Below are 19,762 nucleotides of genomic sequence, written 5' to 3'. Positions count from 1 at the left end.
GGGCGCGATGGCGGAGGCTGACGGATCGGGTGGCGGAGGCACTGCCGCGGCCGCTGGACCGGATCCGGTCCATCAAGCTCAAGCTGGCCATTCTGATGATCTTCGCGGGCGGGCTGGCCTTCGGGTTCTTCCGGCTGCGGATCGGCTGGCTGCCGCCGCTGACCACGCTGTCGGCCATGGTCATCGCGCTGGTGACGTCGCAGTTTCTGGCGCACGGCATTACCCGGCCGCTGCGCGAGATGACCACCGCGGCACAGCGAATGGCGCACGGCGACTACACGCGCCGGGTGCGGGCGTCCTCGCGCGACGAGGTCGGGCAGTTGGCGGAGGCGTTCAATCAGATGGCCGCCGACCTCGCCGCCGCGGATCAGCAGCGCCGCGATCTGATCGCCAATGTCTCGCACGAGCTGCGCACGCCGGTCAGCGCGTTGAACGCCGTGCTGGAGAATCTGGTGGACGGGGTCTCCGAGCCCGATCCGAAAACGCTGAAAACCGCTCTCGCGCAGACCGAACGGCTCAGTGTGCTGGTTTCCGAGCTGCTGGATCTGTCCAGCATCGAGGCGGGTGCGCTGCCGCTGGACCGCGAAGAGCTCCGCGTGGCACCACTTTTCGACGAGGTGATCGCCGAGGCGGAGGTGATGGCGGCGGCAGCGGGCCGCGGCGTTCGCTTTCGCAGCGAGGCGGCGCCCGCTACCGCCACCGTCTACGCCGACCGCGCCCGGCTGCACCAGGTCCTGCTGAACCTGCTGGACAACGCCGCCCGCCACGGCCCGGCCGGAGGCGAGGTCCGCATCGACGCACGCTCATCGGGCACCGAACTCGTGATCGACGTCCAGGACGAGGGCCCCGGCATTCCGCCCGCCGACCGTGCCCGAGTCTTCGACCGCTTCACTCGCGGCGGCCGCACCGACGGCGGTGGCACCGGCCTGGGCCTGGCGATCTCCCGCTGGGTGGTCGACCTGCACGGCGGCACCATCGCCGTCACCGACCCCGGTTCCCGAATCCGCGTCACCCTGCCGGCCGCGCCGCCTCCGAATCCCTAACTCCCCCACCCCGATTCCCCACCACCCGAACCGCCTTCGAGGTCCCGGGCCGACGAAGCACACCCTCAGGAGACCCACCTTGCCGGAACAACCAACACCCGACGATCGCAATACCTCGCAGGCACCGCCCCCGAAAGAACTGCGCGACCCGGCCGAACCGGCTTCGAAACCCGCTCTACCGGAAGCCGATTCAGCCCGCGGCACCGAGCCGAAACCACACGAACCGGCCGATCCCCAACCAGCGCAGGAGAATCCGCGAGCGCGTACCGACATTGCCGATACCGAACCGGCACCGGCGGTCCCTCGGGGGCAAACCGGTACCACTGATCCTGAACCGGAGCAGGCAGTGCCGACTGCCGGGAAGCGGTCCGGCGCTGCCGATCCCGAACCGGGACGGGCCGTGTCGCATCCGCGAGAGCAGTCCAGCGCTACTGATAATCCGGCGCAGGCCGCGCCGGATCTGACGGAGCAACCCGCCACTACCGAACCCGCTGCTACGCATACGGAATCGGCGGCTGAACCGGATGACCCCGCGGGATCGCCCCGGCGATGGACACGTGTCGCCGGTGTGAAGCTCGACCAGACGGCCGCCACAGGCCTCGCGACCATCGACGATGGCCCGCAACAATCGCCGCACCGGGATCACCCCGCTGTCGGCACCTCCGGGAAGTCCGCGCCGGACAGGCCTGCACTGCCGGATGATTCGGCACAGCCACCCGCCGATTCGATCCCGCCCGGTTCCGAGTCCGGCGCGCCGCTCGTTCCGAAAGCCGATCCTAGACGGGATACTTCGCCGTCCGATGTGCCTGCGCCACAGGCTGATTCGGCATCGGCCTCGGGCGGCGACGCAGGCTCGCCCGACCCGGCTGCGGCGCCCGGACCGAGAGCCGACCCGGCCTCGGCGTGGGCCGAGGTCGGACGGCAGGCGCAGGCCGACAGCGGTGCGGACAACGGTGGCGCCGAACGGATAACACCACCGGATGGAGATCCGTCCGAGCCCGACGGTGACTCGTCGGCCTCCGATGCGTCGGGCGCCTCGGGGCAGGGGCCGTTGTCCAGCCGGTCGGGGCTTCCCGGGTATCCGATGCGCTCGCCCGCTCCGGTGGCGCCGCCGCGCTGGCGACGGGTGATGTGTCCGTCCGGGGTGCTACCCGCGGCTGCGCTCGCGGGAGTCGTCGCGGCCGTGGCGGTTCCCGTCACTCGACCTGGGATCGGCTGGCTGATCGCGGGTTTCGTGGCAATGGTGGCGGTGGTGACCGTCGATCACCGGGCGCGTCGCGGGGAGACGCGAGCCGCGGCGAGCCGGAACTGGGAGCGCGTCTGGTGGACCACCGCGACCTTGGCCCTGCTGGCGGCGGGGACGTTCCGGGCGGCGGGGTGGTTGTTCGCGCTGTGCGCCCTCGCGGCCTGCGTAACGGCGTCGCTGGCGGTAGTCGGGCGGCGGTCGGCCAACGGTGTGCTCTACGACGTGATCGCGGTGCCGTTGTCGGCGTTCGGCGGAATCGCGTGGGTATATGCGGCGCCCGGCAGGGTTCGTGGCGCGGCCGGGGCGCAACGTCGCCGCGTCGGCGTTTCGGTGGCGGTGACCGTGGCGCTGCTGGCGATCTTCGTGCCGCTGCTGGGTAGCGCGGACGCGACCTTCGCATCGCTCCTCGACGGGCTGGTCCCGCGGCTGGACGCCGATTCGGTGGTGCGCTGGATATCGGTCTTCGCGCTGGCGGCCGCCGGCTGCCTCGCCGCGATGTATCTGCTGGCCGGGCCGCCGCCACCCGCTTCGGCAGGGCGGCAAGAGATTCCGGGTCGTAGGCTCGCGCGGCTGGAATGGGGACTGCCGGTGGGGGCGTTGACGGTCCTGTTCGCGGCATTCATCGGCGCGCAGCTGATGGCCTTGTTCGGCGGCGACGACTACGTGCAGCGCACCGCGGGGCTGACCTACGCCGAGTACGCCCGCAGCGGGTTCTGGCAGCTGTCGGCGGTCACGGTGCTGACGCTCATCGTCATCCTGTCCGTCTTGCGCTGGGCCGCACAGGATTCGGCGACCGATCGGCTGTGGTTGCGGGTGCTGCTGTGTGCGATCACCGCACTCACCCTGGTGATCATCGCCTCCGCGTTCGGCCGGATGTGGACCTACCAGCAGGCATACGGCTTCACCGTGCTGCGGCTGCTGGTCGGTATCTGCGAGCTGTGGCTCGGGGTCGTGTACGTCCTGGTACTCGTCGCCATTTTCCGCACGGACCGAAAGTGGCTGCCCCGCACCACCATCGGCACCGCCGTAGCCACCCTGCTCGCCCTCGCCGCCCTGAACCCCGAGGGCCTGATCGCCGACCGCAACATCGACCGCTGGCACCGCGGCGAGGATTTCGACACCACCTACCTGTCCACCCTCTCCCCCGATATCGCCCCCGCCGTCGACCGCCTCCCAGGGCCCCTCCGCGATCACCTACTCACAAAACTCCGCAACGACCTCGACTCCGACACCTGGAACACCTGGAACCTCTCCCGCGCCGGTCTCGGGTAAGCGTTGCGACTGCGCGCCCGGCAAGCACGACCAAACCGCAACGACATTCCTCGTCATTCCGACACGCTTACCTCGTCATTCCGGCCCGCCTTTTGGCCGGAATCTACTTAGCCAAGTTGGTCACCGTAGATCCCGGCGAAAAGCGTGCCGGGAAATAAGGGGGGGAGCCATGCCGGGAATAGGGGGCCTTCTCAGAAGAGACGGGGCGGCGCCAGGAAACGGGGGCTCTGCCACCAGACGGGGCTCTGCCGGAGAGACATGCGCTCCACCGGGAAGAGACAGGCGCCCTGCCACCAGACGGGCTCCACCGGGGGGACCGGGCGCCAAGAGACGGGGTTACTGCCAGGAAACGGGGGCAAAGCTTCGGAATGGAGCACCGGTTCCGGTGTTGCTGATGCCGCGGGTATTGCCCGGTTTGTCCGGCTTACTGCTGGTGGGAACATGCGCGCAGCCCGGCGCTGGCGATTTGCTTAGGGTTGGGGTGCGTACCAACCGGTACGCACGCTCGGATACGTGGCCCCGGGTCTCTTCGCACCGGGGCCAGCCGGGATCCCGGCAACCGGACCTGCTGAACGCCACTCACATTCAGCAGGCGGCCGGTCCTACAGCGGCAGCAGGTGGTGCTTGCGCGGGTTGCGCTGCAGCTTCTTGTCGCGCAGCAGGTGCAGGGCGCGGCGGATCTCCAGGCGGGTCGTGGACGGCTCGATGACCGCATCGATGAAACCGCGCTCCGCCGCCACCCACGGGTTCGCCATGGTCGCGTTGTAGAAGTCGATCATCTGCTGCCGGATCGCCTCGCGCTGGTCCTCCGGCGCGGCCTCGATCTGCTTGCGCCCGATCAGGCTGACCGCGCTCTCCGCACCCATCACGGCGATGCGCGCGGTCGGCCAGGCCAGGTTGACGTCGGCGCCGAGCTGCTTGGAGCCCATCACCGCGTACCCGCCGCCGTAGGCCTTGCGGATCACCACGGTCACCTTCGGCACCGAGGCCTCCACGAACGCGAACAGGAAGCGCCCGCCGCGCTTGATGACGCCGATCTTCTCCTGCTCCACACCGGGCATGAAGCCGGGCGTATCGACCACCAGCACCAGCGGGATCTCGAACGCGTCGCACAGGCGCACGAAGTGCGAGGCCTTGTCACCGGCGTGCGCGTCCAGTGCGCCCGCGGAGACCATCGGCTGATTGGCGACCACGCCGACGGTGCGCCCGTCCACCCGGGCGAACCCGGTGATGACATTGAGCGCCGCCGATCCACCGACCTCGTGGAAATCCCCGTCGTCGAAGATGCGCAGCAGGATCTCGTGCATGTCGTAGCCGGCGTTGTCGGAGTCCGGCACGATCGAATTCAGTTCCAGGTCACTGTCCGTGGTCTCCGGCTCCAGCCCCGGATTCACGATCGGCGGCGACTCCTGACAGCTGGTCGGCATGTAGCCCAGGTACTGCCGCACCCAGTCGAAGGCCGCCTTCTCGTCCTTGGCGACGTGGTGGATATTGCCGTACTCGGCCTGACTGCGGGCGCCGCCCAGCTCCTCCAGGCTGACGTCCTCGCCGGTCACCTCCCGAATCACCTTCGGGCCGGTGACGAACATGTACGCCTCTTCGGTGGCGACCACGACGTCGGTATTGATCGGCTGATACACCGCGCCACCCGCGCAACTGCCGAGGATCAGCGAGATCTGCGGCACCATGCCCGACAGCGGCTCGACCCGCAGCGCGATATTGGCATACCAGGCCAGCGAGGTCACCGCCTCCTGCACGCGGGCGCCGCCGGAGTCCTGGATGCCGACCACCGGGCAGCCCACCTTGGCGGCGAACTCCATCAGCGCGCACACCTTGCGGCCGAACATCTCGCCGACCGATCCGCCGTACACGGTCTGATCGTGCGAGAACACCGCCACCGGACGCCCCTCGACGAGGCCGTGACCGATGACCACACCGTCGCCGTACAGGGCGTTCTTATCGCCCGGATTGCGAACCAGCGCACCGATTTCCACGAAGGTGCCCGGATCGAGCAGCATGTTGATCCGGTCGCGCGCGCTCGGAATGCCCTTGCGCTGCCGCTTGGCCACCCCCGCCTCACCCGCCGGCTCCTGCGCTAATTCGAGCTTCTTCCGCAGGTCGGCAAGCTTTTCGGCGGTCGTACTCACAGGTTCACCTCGCTGGGGCCCGGTGTCGCGGTCTGTGCGGAACGCGGGCCTGATGGTTCTCTTACTAGCTCTCTCATTGAGTTGTCACGACGCGCCGGAATGACGGGGTTGTCACTGTTCGGCCTCCGCGATCGCGGCAAGCTTCTGCGTCAGGTCGGCCCCGATGGTGGCGATACGGGGCTCGTCGATGATCTGAAGATGCTCGCCCGGGATGTGGATGATCTCCAGGTTCGGGATGTAATCGTCCCACCCGCCGTTGGGCTGCCGTTCGGCGAATCGAGGCTCCAGCTCGATCATGCCGTCGTGATAGCGATCGGCGAGGTACAGCACCACATTGCCGTCATAGTGCGACGGCTGCGCCTTCTCCAGCTCTCGGCTGTCGAGCCACGAGGTGCGCTGGTGTTCGATCACGCCGCCGGGGATCTTCACATCGGCGAACTTGAGCAGGTCCGTGATGATCTTGTACTGCTCCTCGTCGGAGGCCTCCGCCAACTCTTGCAGCATATCGTCGTCGAGTTCGCCCTCGATGCCGTAGGTCTTCTGTGCGAATGCCTGGAAGCGCTCGATCCGAGCACGGCGACCCTCGGGGCTGGTGTCCTCGGGCTGCGTCGGAATCGCGAGATCGATCAGGCCGACGAGCCGGACGTCATCACCTTCGGCCCGCATGATCTGCGCGACCTGCAGCGAGAACACGGCTCCCAGCGACCATCCGTAGAAGATGTAGGGGCCACCGGGCTGCAGCTCGCGGATCTTCGGAACGTATTGGCGGGCACGCTCTTCCATCGAGCCCTCGACACGTTCGAATCCGTACATCGGGGTGTCCGCGGGCAACCGCTTCAACAGCGGCTCGTAGACGAGCGTATTGCCGCCCGACGGGTGGAACACGAAGACCGGTACGGCATTCGAGCCCTCCGCACGGGCACGCAGCGTGCGGACGAAGCCGTCGATATCGCCACCGCTGTCCTGATGCTGACGCACGATGTCCGACAGCTGCTCGATGGTCTCGCAGTCGAGCACTTCCTCGACATCGATCTCGGCGCCGACGCGCTCGGACAGCCGCGCCGCCAACTTCTGGGCGGTGTCCTCGTCCAGGATCGGCAGGGTGTTGAAGACGCCGCCCGCCGACTTGCCGGTGATCTGCGCCCAGGTGCCGTAGGTCAGCCGCTCGGCGGCATCGCGAGGGGGCACATTGTCTTCGGTGGGCGCCCCGGCCGCCTGCTGACCACCGCCGAAGACAGCCGCGGATTCGGTTGCGGCAGTAGCCTTCTCGGCGCCGGTCGGCGATGCCGTGGATTCCGCTGCGGGAGCGGACTTTTCGCCGCCACCCTCGGCCAGCTTCTCCTTGACGACCGCCGCCGGGTCCGCGCCGGACTCCATGGCCGCGCGGGCCGCGTTGACGAAGTTGTCGTCGACGGTCAGCGAGCCGCCCTCGGCGGCCTGCTGTTCGGCCATCGCGGCCACCTCGTCGCGGTGTTCGATGGCATAGCGCAGCACCTTGGAGACCTCGTTGAGGCTGGCGTCGCGCACGGCCGAGACCTGCAGCTGCGGGATGTCGAACTCGTACTCGACCCGGTTCTTGATGCGCATGGCCATCAGCGAGTCCAGGCCGAGCTCCATCAGCGGGATCTCCATCGGCAGATCCTCGACGGAGTAGCCCATGGATTCGGCGACGATGATCGCCAGCCGCTGCTCCACGGTCTGGGAACCGTTCGGGTCCCACCGGTCCCCGAAGGTCTCCACGACCGTCAGATCGGCGGCAGCGTCGCCGGTTTCGGTCGCTGCTTCCGGAACGGGCTGGGCGACAGCAGCTTCCGGCAGCGGCGCACCGGAGTTCACGACGGCCTCGAACAGCAGCCGGAACGCACCGTCCTGCTTGCCGTGCACCTGCACCGACGCACCACCCAGATGCGGGGTGAGCGTGGTGGTCACGGTTCCGGAGGCGGGCAGCGGCGAATGCGCGACCGTGGCGCCCACCGAGACATCCGAAAGCACCTGCGCCGCAGCGGCGCCCACCAGCGCCGAGAGATCGGCGACGGCACCCGCGGTCACCTCCCAGGCATGCCGCCCGTCGGGCAGCGCGACGTGCGCGCCCGGCACGCGGTCGGTACCCGAACCCGATGCGATGGCGACCTTGGGCCAGTACTCCTTGCGCAGGAACGCGGTCCGCGGGATATCGGCGTACGCACCGGCCGACAAGAGCGACGACAGATCGACCTTGTGCCCGTGCACGTAGAGCTGCGCCAGCGCCGCGATCACACCGGCGGACTCGTCCTCCTTGCGCTTGAGCGTGGCGATGAGCGCCGCATTGTGCACCCCGGCCGCGAACGTCGTGCCCAGAACCTGCATCAGCGCAACGGAATTCGGCGCCAGCTCCAGGAACGTGGTGATACCGCCGTCGACCGCCTGCCGCACCGCGTTGGTGAAGTACACCGGGTAGCGCATATTGGTGACCCAGTAGTCCACGTCGTGCACCGGATCCGAGCCCGCGCGGTACACGGTGGCCTTGTGCACGGTCGAGTACAGGTCGACGGTCGGCTTGGTCGGCTCGATTCCGGCCAGCTCGGCAGCCAGCTCGCCGAGCAGCGGATCCATCTGCGAGGTGTGCCCCGCGCCGCGCACCTGCAGCACGCGAGCGAATTTGCCCTCGGCCTCGGCGCGGGCGACGACGGCCTGCACCTGCTCCGGCGGGCCGCCGATCACGGTGTTGGTGGGCGCGGCGTAGACGGCGACCTCGAGGTCCGGGTAGTCGGCCAGCACCTTCTCGATATCTTCGGCGCTGTATTCGACCAGCGCCATATTGCGGACGTCGGCCTCGGAGAGCATCTGCTCGCCCTCGCCCATCAGCCGCGACCGCGCGCAGATGACGCGCACCGCGTCCTCGAGGTTCATGCCGCCCGAGATGTAGGACCCGGCGGCCTCACCCTGCGAATGCCCCACCACGCCTTCGGGTTCCGCGCCGTGCGCGCGCAACAGCGCCGCGAGGCCGACCTGAATGGCGAACACGCCGACCTGCGACGTGCCCACATCCCAGTCCTGCGCGTCGTCGAGGATCATCTCCTTGACCGAGTAGCCCGCCTCGTCCTGCACCAGGTCGTCGACCTCGTCGACGGTGCGGGCGAAGATCGAATTCTCCAGGTAGAGCTGCTTGGCCATCTTGCGGTGATGCGAGCCGAAGCCCGACAGCACCCACATCGCGCCCTTGGCGGCGGGTGCGTCCGCGGTGAAAACGCCCGGCCCCGGCTTGCCCTCGGCGATCGCGCGCAGCCCGGCGACGGCCTCCTCGCGCGTCGTGGCCAGCACCACGCCGCGCGACCGGCCGTGATTGCGCTTGGCCAGCGCCCGCGCCACATCCTCCAGCGAGGCCGCCTGTCCCGCTTCCGATTCCAGCCAATCGGCCAGATCGGCGGCGGCACGACGACGACGCGACGGCAGGTACGCCGACACCGGCAGGATCACCGGCAGGGGCTCGGTGCGCTCCTCGGTCCACTCGGGAACCTCCGCGGCAACCGCCTCATCCACAGTCGTTCCGGCAGGCTCTTCGCCGGAATCCACCTCGGAAGCACCGGAACCCGCGATGATGGCCTCGGCATCGGCCACCACATCGGTGGTCTCGTCATCGAGGAGTTCGTCCAGGCCGCCCTGGGTCCCGGCGTTCGCCGGGATGACGGAATCAGAATCTGGAGTGGCGGAGGCCGAATCCGTTGTGGTGGCTGCCGATTCCGGCACATATTCCTGGATGACCACGTGCGCGTTGGTGCCACCGAATCCGAAACCGGAGACACCGATGGTGGCCTTACCGCTGTAGCGCGGGAACTCGGTCGGCTCGTCGACGACCTTCAGATGCGCCTGCTCGAACGGAATGTACGGATTGGGCCCGGCGAACCCGACGTTCGGCGGAATAACGTTGTGCTGCAACGCCATAATGATCTTCGCCAGCGAAGCCGCCCCCGCGCCCGACTCCAGATGGCCGAAGTTGGTCTTGGCCGAACCGAGCAGCGCGGGCTTGTCGTCGTCGCGCCCGCGACCGATCACGCGGCCGAGCGCATCGGCCTCGATCGGGTCGCCGAGCAGCGTGCCGGTGCCGTGCGCCTCGATGTAATCGACGGAGGACGGCAGGATTCCGGCGTCGCGGTAGGCGCGCCGCAGCGCGTCCGCCTGGGCATCGGGGTTCGGGGCCAGCAGGCCGTTGGAGCGGCCGTCGTTGTTCACCGCGGAACCCTTGATGACGGCCAGAATCCGATCGCCGTCCCGCTCCGCGTCGGCCAGCCGCTTCAGCACGAACATGCCGCCGCCCTCCGAGCGGATCATGCCGTCCGCGTCGGAGGAGAAGGCCTTGATGTGACCGTCTTTCGCGAGGGCGCCCGCCCCGTCGAATCCGAGGGTCGCGAACGGGGCCAGCAGCATGTTGACACCACCGGCGAGCGCGACATCCGCGTCGCCGCTCCGGAGCGACTTGACCGCCTCGTGCACCGAGACCAGGGTGGACGAGCACGCGGAGTCGACCGAGACCGACGGCCCGCGGAAGTCGAAGAAATAGGACACCCGGTTGGGGATGATGGACGAGACGCTGCCCGTGATCCCGTAGGCGGCCGCCGTCGCCGGCGTATTGGCATCGACCGGGGCGCCCGCCGCCATCGCGACGAGGAACATGAAGTCGTTGCCCGACGAGCCGATGAACACCCCGACCGGCTTACCCTTGAGGTCGCTCGCGGGAATTCGGGCGTGCTCCAACGCTTCCCAGGTCAGCTCCATCATCAGCCGCTGCTGCGGATCGACCCGCTCGACCTCGATGGGCGACATCGCGAAGAACTCGGCGTCGAAGCCCTTGACCACATCCTGATCGAGGTAGCCACCCCGGGTGATCGACTTCTCGACGGCCTCGGCCATCCGTGGCTCGACGGTGAACTCCGACCATCGCCCCTCGGGCAGTTCCCGGATCCCGTCCCCCCGATTGATCAGGAACTCCCACGTCGACTCCGGCGTATCCCCCGCCCCCGGCAGTCGCGTCGACAACCCGACGATCGCGATATCGTGCGCCTCGCCCGCCTGGAACCCCGCGGTATAGAAGAAGTCGTCCTCCGACGCCTCCGGCTCCTCGAGCACCCCGCCCGCCGCGATGACCTCGGCCAGCCCGGCGATGGTCGGCCGCTGGTAGACGACCGTGGCGTTGAGCATCACGCCGGTCAGATCCTCGATGTCACCACCGAGCGCCAGCAGATCGCGCGAGGCCAGCCCGAACTCCTCCATCGGCCGTTCGGCCGTGATGTTCTCCACCGGCTGCCCGGTCGCGTCGGCGACCCAGCGCCGCAACCACTCTCGCAGCTCGGCCACCGACATCTCGGTGTCGGGAGTGCCCGGGTTCGCGGCCACCTCGGCCGATACCTGCGGGTCATCGGTGACCGATTCGCTCGCGGGCGAAACGGCGTCGGTCGTCTGGGTGCCCTCGTTGTCAGCCATCAATTCCTCAAGCTACCTGGATGCGGGTATCGGGTGGGCAGGGATCGACAGCCAGTATCGCAATGCCCGGTCGTGCCGACGACCGCCGGGGACCCAGCGACGAGAGTGGTTGTCGATCACTCTTCCTCGGGAGCATCGGGGAAGGCCTGCTGCGTGTAACCACCGCGCAGCGTGCCCTCCAGATACGCGGCCCGGCAGGCGCGGCGGGCGATCTTGCCGCTCGAGGTCCGCGGAATCGATCCGGCCGGTACCAGCAGTACGTCACGCACGGTGACGCCGTGGCGCTGGGAGATCGCCGCGCGCACCGCGTCGGCGACCGGCTGCGGGTCGGCCTTGTGCGCGCCCGGCCCGCGCTCGGCGACGACCACCAGCTGCTCGGAGGCATCGTCGGCGTCGTAGCGGATGCCGGAATGGCTGTCGGACTCGAACACCTCGGGCGGCAGCTGGTTGGCGGGCACCGAGAACGCGGCGACGAAACCGGGCCGCAGCAGCTTGCTGGACTCCTGCGCGGAGAACTCCAGATCCTGCGGGTAGTGGTTGCGGCCGTCGACGATCACCAGGTCCTTGACGCGGCCGGTGATGTACAGCTCGCCGTCGATGTACACGCCGTAGTCGCCGGTCCGCATCCAGATCGCGTCCGCGGCCGAACCCTCGGCCTTGCTGCCCTCGGGCAGGCGACGGGACAGGATGTTCTTGAAGGTCTTGCGGGTCTCCTCGTCGCGACCCCAGTAGCCGATGCCGATGTTGTCGCCGTGCAGCCAGATCTCGCCGACCTGGCCCTCGGGCAGCTCACGCGCGCCCTCGGGATCGTCGATCGTCTCGGCGTCGACGATGGTGGCCCACTGCGACAGCGCGACGTACCCGCAGCTGACCTGCGCGATGGCGTTGGGGGCGCTCTGTTCCACCTTCACGATGCGGCCCGCGTTGAGCTCGTCGCGGTCGACATAGATGACCTTGGCCTCGTCCTCGGCCCGCGTCGCCGACACGAACAGGGTGGCCTCGGCCATGCCGTAGCACGGCTTGATGGCGGTCTTGGGCAGGCCGTAGGGGGCGAACGCCTCGTTGAACTTCTTCATCGAGGAGGTGGTCACCGGCTCGCTGCCGTTGATCAGGCCGATGACGTTCGACAGATCCAGCGATTCGCCGTTCTTCGGCAGGCCGCGCGCGGCCGCGTGCTCGAACGCGAAGTTCGGTGCGGCGGCGAAGGTTCCGGCGCCGTCGGAGTGCGCCGCCAGCTCGTGGATCCAGCGACCCGGGCGCCGGACGAACGCGCTGGGCGACATGATCGTGATGAACTTGCCGCCGATGGCGGGCAGGATCACGCACAGCAGACCCATGTCGTGGAACAGCGGCAGCCAGGTCACGCCGCGCGAATTCCAGTCCAGGTTGATCGCGTTGATCATCTGCAGCAGGTTGGTGCCCACCGCGCGGTGCGTGATCTCGACACCGGCCGGGGTACGCGTCGATCCCGACGTGTACTGCAGGTAGGCGATGTGGTCCACGGTGATGTCGGGATAGGTCCACGACTCACCGAGCGAATCCGGCACGGCATCCACGGCGATGACACGCGGACGCTGCGCGGCCGGCAGCGGGCGGAAGAACTGGCGCACCCCGGCGGCGGAGGAGCTCGCCGTCAGGATGGCCGCGGGCTTGCAGTCGCCGAGCACGGCGTGCAGGCGGTCGGTGTGGCCCGGTTCCTCGGGATCGAACAGCGGCACGGCGATGGTGCCGGCGTAGATGGCGGCGAAGAAGGCCACCACGTAGTCCAGACCCTGGGGCGCCAGGATCGCGACCCGGTCGCCCGGCTCGGTCACCTGCTGCAGCCGGGCGGCCACCGCGCGCAGCCGGATCCCGAATTCCTGCCAGGTCAGCTCGTGATACTCACCGTCGCGCTCTCGGGAGTAGTCGATATAGCGGTAAGCAAGCGTGTTCGCGTCGTTGCGAGTGTGCTTCTCGACGTAGTCGACCAGGGTCCGTCCCGGGGGAATTCTGATGTTCCCGGACTCGTCCAGGTAGTCGTCGAAAGTCTCGTCCGTCATTCCTTCTCCTCCGAGGCACACGCAGTACGGCGCCCTGGCCGCTGTTACCTGTGAGGCCCCGACTCTCTTACGCCCGCGGACGCTCTGTGGTGCGAGAGCATGCCTGCAGCTTTTTCCGGCGGTCTGCGCGGTGACCACCTATCGGCTAGATGTACTCAAACCAGGGACATGTTACAGAGCAGGGCCCGAACCAGTACCCGGTGCAAGCGAACATGACCCTCTTACGCCTCCCGCAGCAACGGGATCACCGGCGCGAAGGCGTCCATCTGAGTAGGAAACACTCCGACATAGGACATCGAGGTGAGTTTCCGCACGTTACGGATCTGCTCGGCAATCTCGTCGAATGTGCCGATTGCCACATAGGGGGACGTCAGGATGTCGTCCACCGACAACTGCACGTCCACCTCGAGATCCGGGTGCAGGCCCTTATCGATCGCCGACAGCGCCATCTCGGCGGTGCGCTCCCGGTCGTCCGTGATCACCACGGCGGTGATGGTCCAGTTCAGCTCGATGTCGGCGAACCGGTCACCGGCCGCCTCCTTGATCAGGTTCACCTTCTCGATGGTCTTGTCGAGGGTGATGCCCGACAGCAGGCCCTTCCCATTCTTGGTGGTCCGGGGCACGACCGAGATGATGTCCGCGTGCTTGGCGGCCAGCCGCAACATCTTCGGGCCGCCGCCACCGGTGACCAGCGGCGGGCGCGGTCCCTGCCGCGGCCGCGGGGTGCCCTTGATGCCGCGCACCTGGTAGTGCTTGCCCTCGAAGTGGCACTCCTGCCCGCGTAACAGCACGTCCAGGATGGTCAGCGATTCGTCCAGCTTCTCCAGCCGCACGCCCGGCGACTCGTAGGGAATGCCCGCGGCCTCGAACTCGCCCTTGATCCAGCCCGCGCCCACGCCCAGTTCCAAGCGGCCCTTGGACAGCACGTCGATGGTGGCGGCGTCCTTGGCCAGCACCACCGGATGGCGGAAGCCGTTGGCCAGCACTGAGGTTCCGATGCGGATCCGCTCGGTGGCCACCGCCAGCGCGCCCAGCGCGGCGATCGGGCCGATCTGCGGACCGAGATGATCGGGCACGGCGAAGGAGTCGTAGCCGTACTCCTCGGCCTGCTGCGCCAGCTTGACGAACTTGCGCGCCCCGCCCTCCTGCTGATTCCCCTCGCCCGCGGCCGCGAACCGGAACCTGCGCGGCGGCGTGCCCAAGGCAGTCACCTCTGCGGTAGCGGCGACTTCTGTCATGAACTCATGCTCCTGGCTGTCCGGAATGGCTGCGACGCCGGGCCGATCCGAGAGGATGCGGCTCCGGCGTCGCGATCATCGCTGCACTTTACAGCCTGCCCCGGAAACCTTGGGGTCCTCGGGGTTGACCCCTGTTAACAGTCACGAATGGGGCGGGTGCGGGGCGCCATTGATCAGGTCCGTCGCCCAATTCACCGTCCACTGGGTGGCGGTGGCACCGGTGTCGGGATCCACGACGAACGCGTTGTAGCCGTTGTGCACCGGATTTCCGACGGCCCGCACCAGCGTCCCCAGGGCGGGAATCATATTGAGCGGGTTCAGTGCCTGCTTGGGGGCGTCGCAGATCAGGTCGCCGGGGGCGCAGATGGTGTAGGTCCTGTCGGCGAGCTTGCCGAAGCCCTGCCGCGGGCCGGTCATGCTGATTCCGGGGACGGTGAGCCCCTTGAGCGCGACCTCCGCGCCCACGCCCGGCGGGTTCGGCCCGATCTCGGTGGCCTGGCCGGACCCGAAGTCGCGCCGTCCGTCGGCGATCAGCATCACGCCGAGCACCCGATCGGGCGATACCGGCCCCTTACCCGCGCCGATCTGCGCGGCGAGGTCGCCGCCGATCACGGCGCCCTGCGAGAAGCCCGCGATCACGTAGCTGGTCAGCGGGCATTCCTTGGCCATCGAGGTGAGCTCGTCGGTGGCGCGCCGGGTGCCCTCCGAGCGGCTGTTGTTGTAGGACTGCTGGCCGTCCGGCGGGATCGCGATCGGATTGGAGAACTGCGCGACGTACGGGACGGTGTAGACGTCGAGCCGTTCCTGCGGGAACTGCTCGCGCACCGGATTGCTGATGTTCAGCATCAGCGAGGCCGGATTGGCGCTCGGGTTCTCCGGATCGTCTCCGCTGTTGGACTCCCAGGTGCCGGGAATCGACAGCAACTGCACGTCCGGGCAATGCGCCGGCTGTGTGGCGGGCGGGCGCGGCTTGGGCGGCGTGGGCTTGGGGATGCGCAGCACCCCGGCCAGCAGGTACCACAGCAGCAGCACCACGACGATCAAGACGACGATGCCGGCCAGGAACAGCAGACATCCCCGGCCCCGGCCGCGCTTGCGGCCGGAGAAGCCCGAACGTCGCGCGTTCACTTGTCGCAGTAGCTCTGGGTCGCGACGTCGACGTAGATCTTGCCCGCCTGCTCGACCGGCATCTTCGCCGGATCGTAGGCCGGATCGGACCCCGCCATGGCATTCACGTAGGTGGTGAGCTGGTCATTGGGCATGCCCGCTGCCTTGCCCTGGCAGACGAAGCTCGCCGTGGTCACCGCGACGTCCGGGGTCGCGTTGACGCCGCGCTTCTTCAGCTCCTCGACCAGCGCCTCGTCCTTGGCCGTCAGCGGGGCGGAACCGGCGGCGGTCGTGGGCTCCACCGGCTGCGGGCGCTCGTCGGCGCTGGTGCTCGGCGCGGAGCCGCCTTCCTCCGGCGGGATCTGCACCACGGACGGGAGCGTGGGGGTGGGGCCCGAGGCCGATGTGGTGGAGGGCTTCAGCGTGGGCGTGCTCGATGCGGTCGAATCGTTGTCACCGCAGGCGGCGAGCAGGCCGGCGGCGGCGATGGCGAGTGCCGCCGTCGCGGCTCCACGGGTCCGAAGCATGAATTCGTATCCTCGATCTGTTCAACAGGAGCAACGGGTCGCCCACCAGGCTAATGGCAGGCCGTGCGATAGTAGCGATCCCGGGACGAACCTTCAGGCAACTCTCATGGCTCCGCCAAGAGCCGCGGTCGGTCAGATGCCGTGCACCTCGGGCTTGCCGTCGCGGACGACGACGAATCCGGTCTGGAAGTTCTGCTGCACGCCTCCCGGCACCGGGAACTCGTCGCTGATCGGATAGCCGAGCCGACCGTTCTCGAAGCCCTGCTGGGCCCACGTGTCCATGATCGGCCCGTTGCGCACCGCCCAGGTACCCGACAGCGGACTCCAGTAGATATTGCCGCCCTCGAACGTGGTGCCGCGCCCCGCGTCCTTGAGCGGCACCTCCTCGCCGGTCGGGAAGCCCAGCGCGCTGTTCTCGAAGCCCAGCTGCGCGTACTTGCCGAGAATCAACCCCTGCAACCGGTGCGCACCGGTCTTCTCGCTGAAGTACATGGTGCCGTTCTCGAAGCCCTGCACCACGCCGTCCCGGTTCGGCGTCTTCAGTTCCGGCGCGATGGGATAACCGGCCGGGCCGTGCTCGAAGCCCTGGGCGCCCCACTCCTGCAGGATCGCGCCGCGCACGATCTGCGCGCCGGTCTGCGGGGTCCAGTACACCGAGCCGCGCTGGAAGGTCTGGAAGCGGCCGCGGCCGTCCGGCAGCAGGGTCTCGGGGCCGACCGGCAGCCCGAGCGGACCGGCCGGACCCGCGGCGGCCTGATAGAGACCGCCGATCGTGCCCGCCGTCGGATAGGCGCCCGCGGCCGACGACCAGAACACCCGCCCGGCCCTGAAATCCTGTGCCGTGCCCCCGGCCACCTGGTACTCGGGCGTCACGCAGCCGCCGAGCCACGGGTTCGCCTGCGCCACACCGGCGATCGCCCCGCCGGTCTCGCACCCGGACGCGGCGGTGTCGACGCCGAGCGCGGCGGCCGCCTGCGGCCAGGACTGCCGCATCTCGAAATCCCAGTACGGCCACGTGTGGGTGCCGGAGGCCCGGTAGCTCACCTGCACCGGAACCTGCAGCTGGTTCAGCTTGCCGACGAAATTCTGCGTGGTCAGCCGGGACAGGATCTCGAGCCCCATGCCCGCGTAATTGGTGCTGATCGCGGGCAGGTCCGGGCTCGGGCTGTCGAAGGCGCCCGTGGTGCCGCTGCCGGCCGAGACATAGAGGCTGGTCCCCTTCAGCTTGTCCGCCAGCGCGTAGGGGTCGTGCGCCTTCCACTCGTCGGTTCCCGGCGGGCCCCACATGGCGTTGGCGTCGAAGCCGCCCGCGTCGCGCATCGCGAACATGATGGCCTGCGGCATGCCCAGCGTGGTCGTGGTGAGGAAGCCCGAGTACGAGGCCGCGTACTTCACCCAGTCGGGATTGCGCCCGGCCAGGAACATCGCGGCCGTCCCGCCCATCGAAAGCCCCTCCACGCCACGCACATTCGTGGCCCGCCACTGGCTCTCCAGCAGCGGCGGCAGCTCCTTGGTGAGGAACGTCTCCCACTTGTAGTTCTTGCCGTTGTTCTGTTGCGCCCAGTCCGAGTAGAAGCTGGACTGGCCGCCGACCGGCAGCACCACGGTCACGTTCTTGTCGGCGTAGAAGTCGACGGCGCCGGCGTCCTTGGTCCAGCCGCTCTCGTCGTCGGTGGCGCGCAGGCCGTCGAGCATGAACAGCAGCGGGAAGCGCGCCTCCGGCCGGATGTTCCAGTCGCGCGCCAGCAGCAGCTGCACCTGGACGGGAGTGCCCATGGACGGCGAATTGACCCACAGCGCCACCCGCCGGTCGCTCAGCCACACCGCGCGCTGCACGGTCGCCCCCGCCGCCGCGGCCGCCTCGTTCGCGTTCGGCTGGGCCGCCGCGGGCGTGATCGCGGCGGAATAGCCTGCGGCGAGCGGCAACACGACGACGGCGGCGAGCACCGCCATCCGCCCACGGCCCGACCGCGCGCGCCGTAATCGAGCGCCCCGCGCTCGCCCCCACCTACCGTTTGCCACACCTGCCACAGGAGTGTTGTACCGCGATGAACACCGGTAACCGCGCAAGACGCGCGGGAACCAGTCAACTTACCCGGCACGACAGCGGTCAAACCGTACGAATCTTCACAAACGGCGCGTCGCACGCGAAACGCCGGTCGTCCCGCCCTCCCGGCAGAGATTCCGGCCAAAAGCACGCCGGAAATGAGGGGCTGGGACATCCCGCAGCACGCCGGAAATGAGGGGCTGGGACATCCCGCGGCATGCCGGAAACGAGGGACCGGGACATCCCGCAGCACGCCGGAAATGACTGGTGGGCCCGGACATCCAGACCCGGCTTGCCACCTCGTGCCCAGCCCCGCTCCGTCTTCATTTCCCGGCATGCTTTTCGCCGGGAACACCCCGAAATGCACTGGGGCGCCGCGTGATTGCTCACGCGGCGCCCCAAGGTGGTCGTTTGCCGGGTATCAGGCTCCCAGCGCGGCCAGGATGCCCGGGCGAGCCTTGGCCAGCTCGTCCTGCCAGTACTGCCACTTGTGCGTACCGGTGGCCGGGAAGTCGTAGGTGGCCGGGATGCCCAGCGAGTTCAGCCGGGCCTGGAAGGAGCGGCTGCTCACCATCGAGATGGCCTCGAGGGCCATCGCGTTACCGGTGTTGAACAGGCCGACCGGCGAGGTGTTGCCGTCCGCCGGGCCCGGCAGGCCGCTGCCCGAGGAGATGAACATCGGCAGGCCGCGCAGCTGGGGCGCGAACACCATCGGGTCCGACCGCAGCCACTGCGGGCTCCACGGCGCCGCCATCGAGTCCACGTTGAACTTGCCGGCGTCCAGCATCATGATGCGGATGGCCTCGCGCATACCGGGCGCGTTCCAGTTCAGCGGGCCGGAGAAGGCGGCCGCGTACTTGAACTGGTCGCGGTGGAAGGCCGCCAGCCGCAGCGCGGCCGGGCCGCTCATCGACAGGCCGCTGACCGCCCAGTTGTTCTTCGAGACGCCGTAGTTCGCCAGGAAGTCGGGCAGTTCCTGGGTCAGGAACGTCTCCCACTTGTAGGTGAACTTCTGGCCGTTGGTGTTGCTCGGCGAGGCCCAGTCCGCATACCAGCTGGACTGACCGCCGACCGGCATCACCAGGGTGACGTTGTCGTTGGCGAACTGCTCCTGCGCGTTGGTCTCGAACGACCACGCGTTGCGGTCCTCACGGGCGCGCAGGCCGTCGAGCAGCAGCATCGCGGCGTTACCGCCGCCGCGCGCCCACTGCACCTGGACCTTGACCGGGCCCATGCTGGACGGGACCATCAGTTCTTCGTAGCCGCCGGGCGGGGTGCGGTGCACCGGGGCGACGACCGGGTTCGCCAGCGCGATCGCCGGTGTCGCCACAGCGGCCGCGATCGGGAGAGCCAGCGCCGCGGCGCCCACAGCGAAAAGTCGTCTGCGCCAACCGAGCTGAGCATTTCGCCGTCCTGACCGGACGGTCGCCGCCAGCGCGGCGGACCTGCCGAAACGCATGGATCTTGCTCTCTTTCTGCTGCTGTAGCCTGCTGTTGTAGCCGTGCCGCGAGAGCATGTTGCTATCGGCAGCACTTTCAACACCCATCTCGGATCCCGACCTCCGAGGTGAGCGACGGCGCGTCTACGAACTGGTCACACTTGCGCTCGCTGGACGATATTCGACCGTCCAACCGTTAG

Annotated in this window: 10 protein-coding genes; 2 read left to right on the top strand and 8 right to left on the bottom strand. The window is 68.6% G+C overall.

Going from position 1 to position 19,762, the window contains the following annotated elements; translation table 11 throughout:
• Window positions 1-29 precede the first annotated feature (29 nt).
• Both NM1_RS21680 and NM1_RS21670 read left to right on the top strand, forming a co-directional pair.
• The gene (locus tag NM1_RS21680; protein ID WP_246011479.1) at window positions 30-1,043 is read left to right on the top strand and encodes a HAMP domain-containing sensor histidine kinase; all 1,014 of its coding nucleotides are present in this window, start codon (window positions 30-32) and stop codon (window positions 1,041-1,043) included.
• A gap of 802 nt (window positions 1,044-1,845) precedes the next feature.
• The gene (locus NM1_RS21670; RefSeq protein WP_246011478.1) at window positions 1,846-3,561 is read left to right on the top strand and encodes a DUF4153 domain-containing protein; all 1,716 of its coding nucleotides are present in this window, start codon (window positions 1,846-1,848) and stop codon (window positions 3,559-3,561) included.
• Between the two features lie 602 nt (window positions 3,562-4,163).
• Here the strand turns inward: NM1_RS21670 and NM1_RS21665 are convergent.
• The 8 genes from NM1_RS21665 to NM1_RS21630 all read right to left on the bottom strand — a co-directional run bounded on the left by NM1_RS21665 (window position 4,164) and on the right by NM1_RS21630 (window position 19,582).
• A complete protein-coding gene (locus NM1_RS21665) occupies window positions 4,164-5,708 on the bottom strand; it encodes an acyl-CoA carboxylase subunit beta (protein WP_068022657.1) in 1,545 nt (514 codons plus the stop codon).
• A 111-nt stretch (window positions 5,709-5,819) separates the two neighbouring features.
• On the bottom strand, window positions 5,820-11,165 hold the full coding sequence (gene pks13 / locus NM1_RS21660; RefSeq protein ID WP_068022654.1) for a polyketide synthase Pks13: 5,346 nt from the start codon (window positions 11,163-11,165) through the stop codon (window positions 5,820-5,822).
• 116 nt (window positions 11,166-11,281) lie between these two features.
• Window positions 11,282-13,204 carry a long-chain-fatty-acid--AMP ligase FadD32 gene (gene fadD32 / locus NM1_RS21655; RefSeq protein ID WP_068022653.1) on the bottom strand — a complete coding sequence of 641 codons (1,923 nt, stop codon included), beginning with the start codon at window positions 13,202-13,204 and terminating at the stop codon, window positions 11,282-11,284.
• Window positions 13,205-13,425: 221 nt separating this feature from the next.
• Window positions 13,426-14,442: an LLM class F420-dependent oxidoreductase gene (locus NM1_RS21650; RefSeq protein WP_068022651.1), complete on the bottom strand. Its 1,017-nt coding sequence runs from the start codon at window positions 14,440-14,442 to the stop codon at window positions 13,426-13,428.
• Between the two features lie 141 nt (window positions 14,443-14,583).
• On the bottom strand, window positions 14,584-15,570 hold the full coding sequence (locus NM1_RS21645) for a cutinase family protein (RefSeq protein WP_084519878.1): 987 nt from the start codon (window positions 15,568-15,570) through the stop codon (window positions 14,584-14,586).
• On the bottom strand, window positions 15,567-16,076 hold the full coding sequence (locus tag NM1_RS21640; RefSeq protein ID WP_068022649.1) for a DUF732 domain-containing protein: 510 nt from the start codon (window positions 16,074-16,076) through the stop codon (window positions 15,567-15,569). Before NM1_RS21640 ends, NM1_RS21645 begins: the two co-directional genes overlap by 4 nt.
• Before the next feature lie 132 nt (window positions 16,077-16,208).
• Window positions 16,209-18,029, bottom strand: a complete 1,821-nt coding sequence (locus NM1_RS21635; protein WP_068022647.1) for an alpha/beta hydrolase-fold protein — start codon at window positions 18,027-18,029, stop codon at window positions 16,209-16,211.
• 515 nt (window positions 18,030-18,544) lie between these two features.
• Window positions 18,545-19,582, bottom strand: coding sequence for an alpha/beta hydrolase (locus NM1_RS21630; protein WP_084519877.1), 1,038 nt, complete (start codon window positions 19,580-19,582; stop codon window positions 18,545-18,547).
• Between the last annotated feature and the right edge of the window lie 180 nt (window positions 19,583-19,762).

It is taken from the genome of Nocardia mexicana NBRC 108244, from assembly GCF_001613165.1.
GTDB lineage: Bacteria > Actinomycetota > Actinomycetes > Mycobacteriales > Mycobacteriaceae > Nocardia > Nocardia mexicana.
Note: the sequence above shows the minus strand (reverse complement) of the source record. Positions and strands in the feature narration are given on the sequence as shown.

Excerpts from the sequence above, each read along its gene's own strand:
- pks13 (WP_068022654.1), bottom strand. The coding sequence starts at position 11,165 with ATGGCTGACAACGAGGGCACCCAGACGACCGACGCCGTTTCGCCCGCG.
- fadD32 (WP_068022653.1), bottom strand. The coding sequence starts at position 13,204 with ATGACGGACGAGACTTTCGACGACTACCTGGACGAGTCCGGGAACATC.
- NM1_RS21650 (WP_068022651.1), bottom strand. The coding sequence starts at position 14,442 with ATGACAGAAGTCGCCGCTACCGCAGAGGTGACTGCCTTGGGCACGCCG.
- NM1_RS21640 (WP_068022649.1), bottom strand. The coding sequence starts at position 16,076 with ATGCTTCGGACCCGTGGAGCCGCGACGGCGGCACTCGCCATCGCCGCC.
- NM1_RS21635 (WP_068022647.1), bottom strand. The coding sequence starts at position 18,029 with ATGGCGGTGCTCGCCGCCGTCGTCGTGTTGCCGCTCGCCGCAGGCTAT.
- NM1_RS21630 (WP_084519877.1), bottom strand. The coding sequence starts at position 19,582 with ATGCGTTTCGGCAGGTCCGCCGCGCTGGCGGCGACCGTCCGGTCAGGA.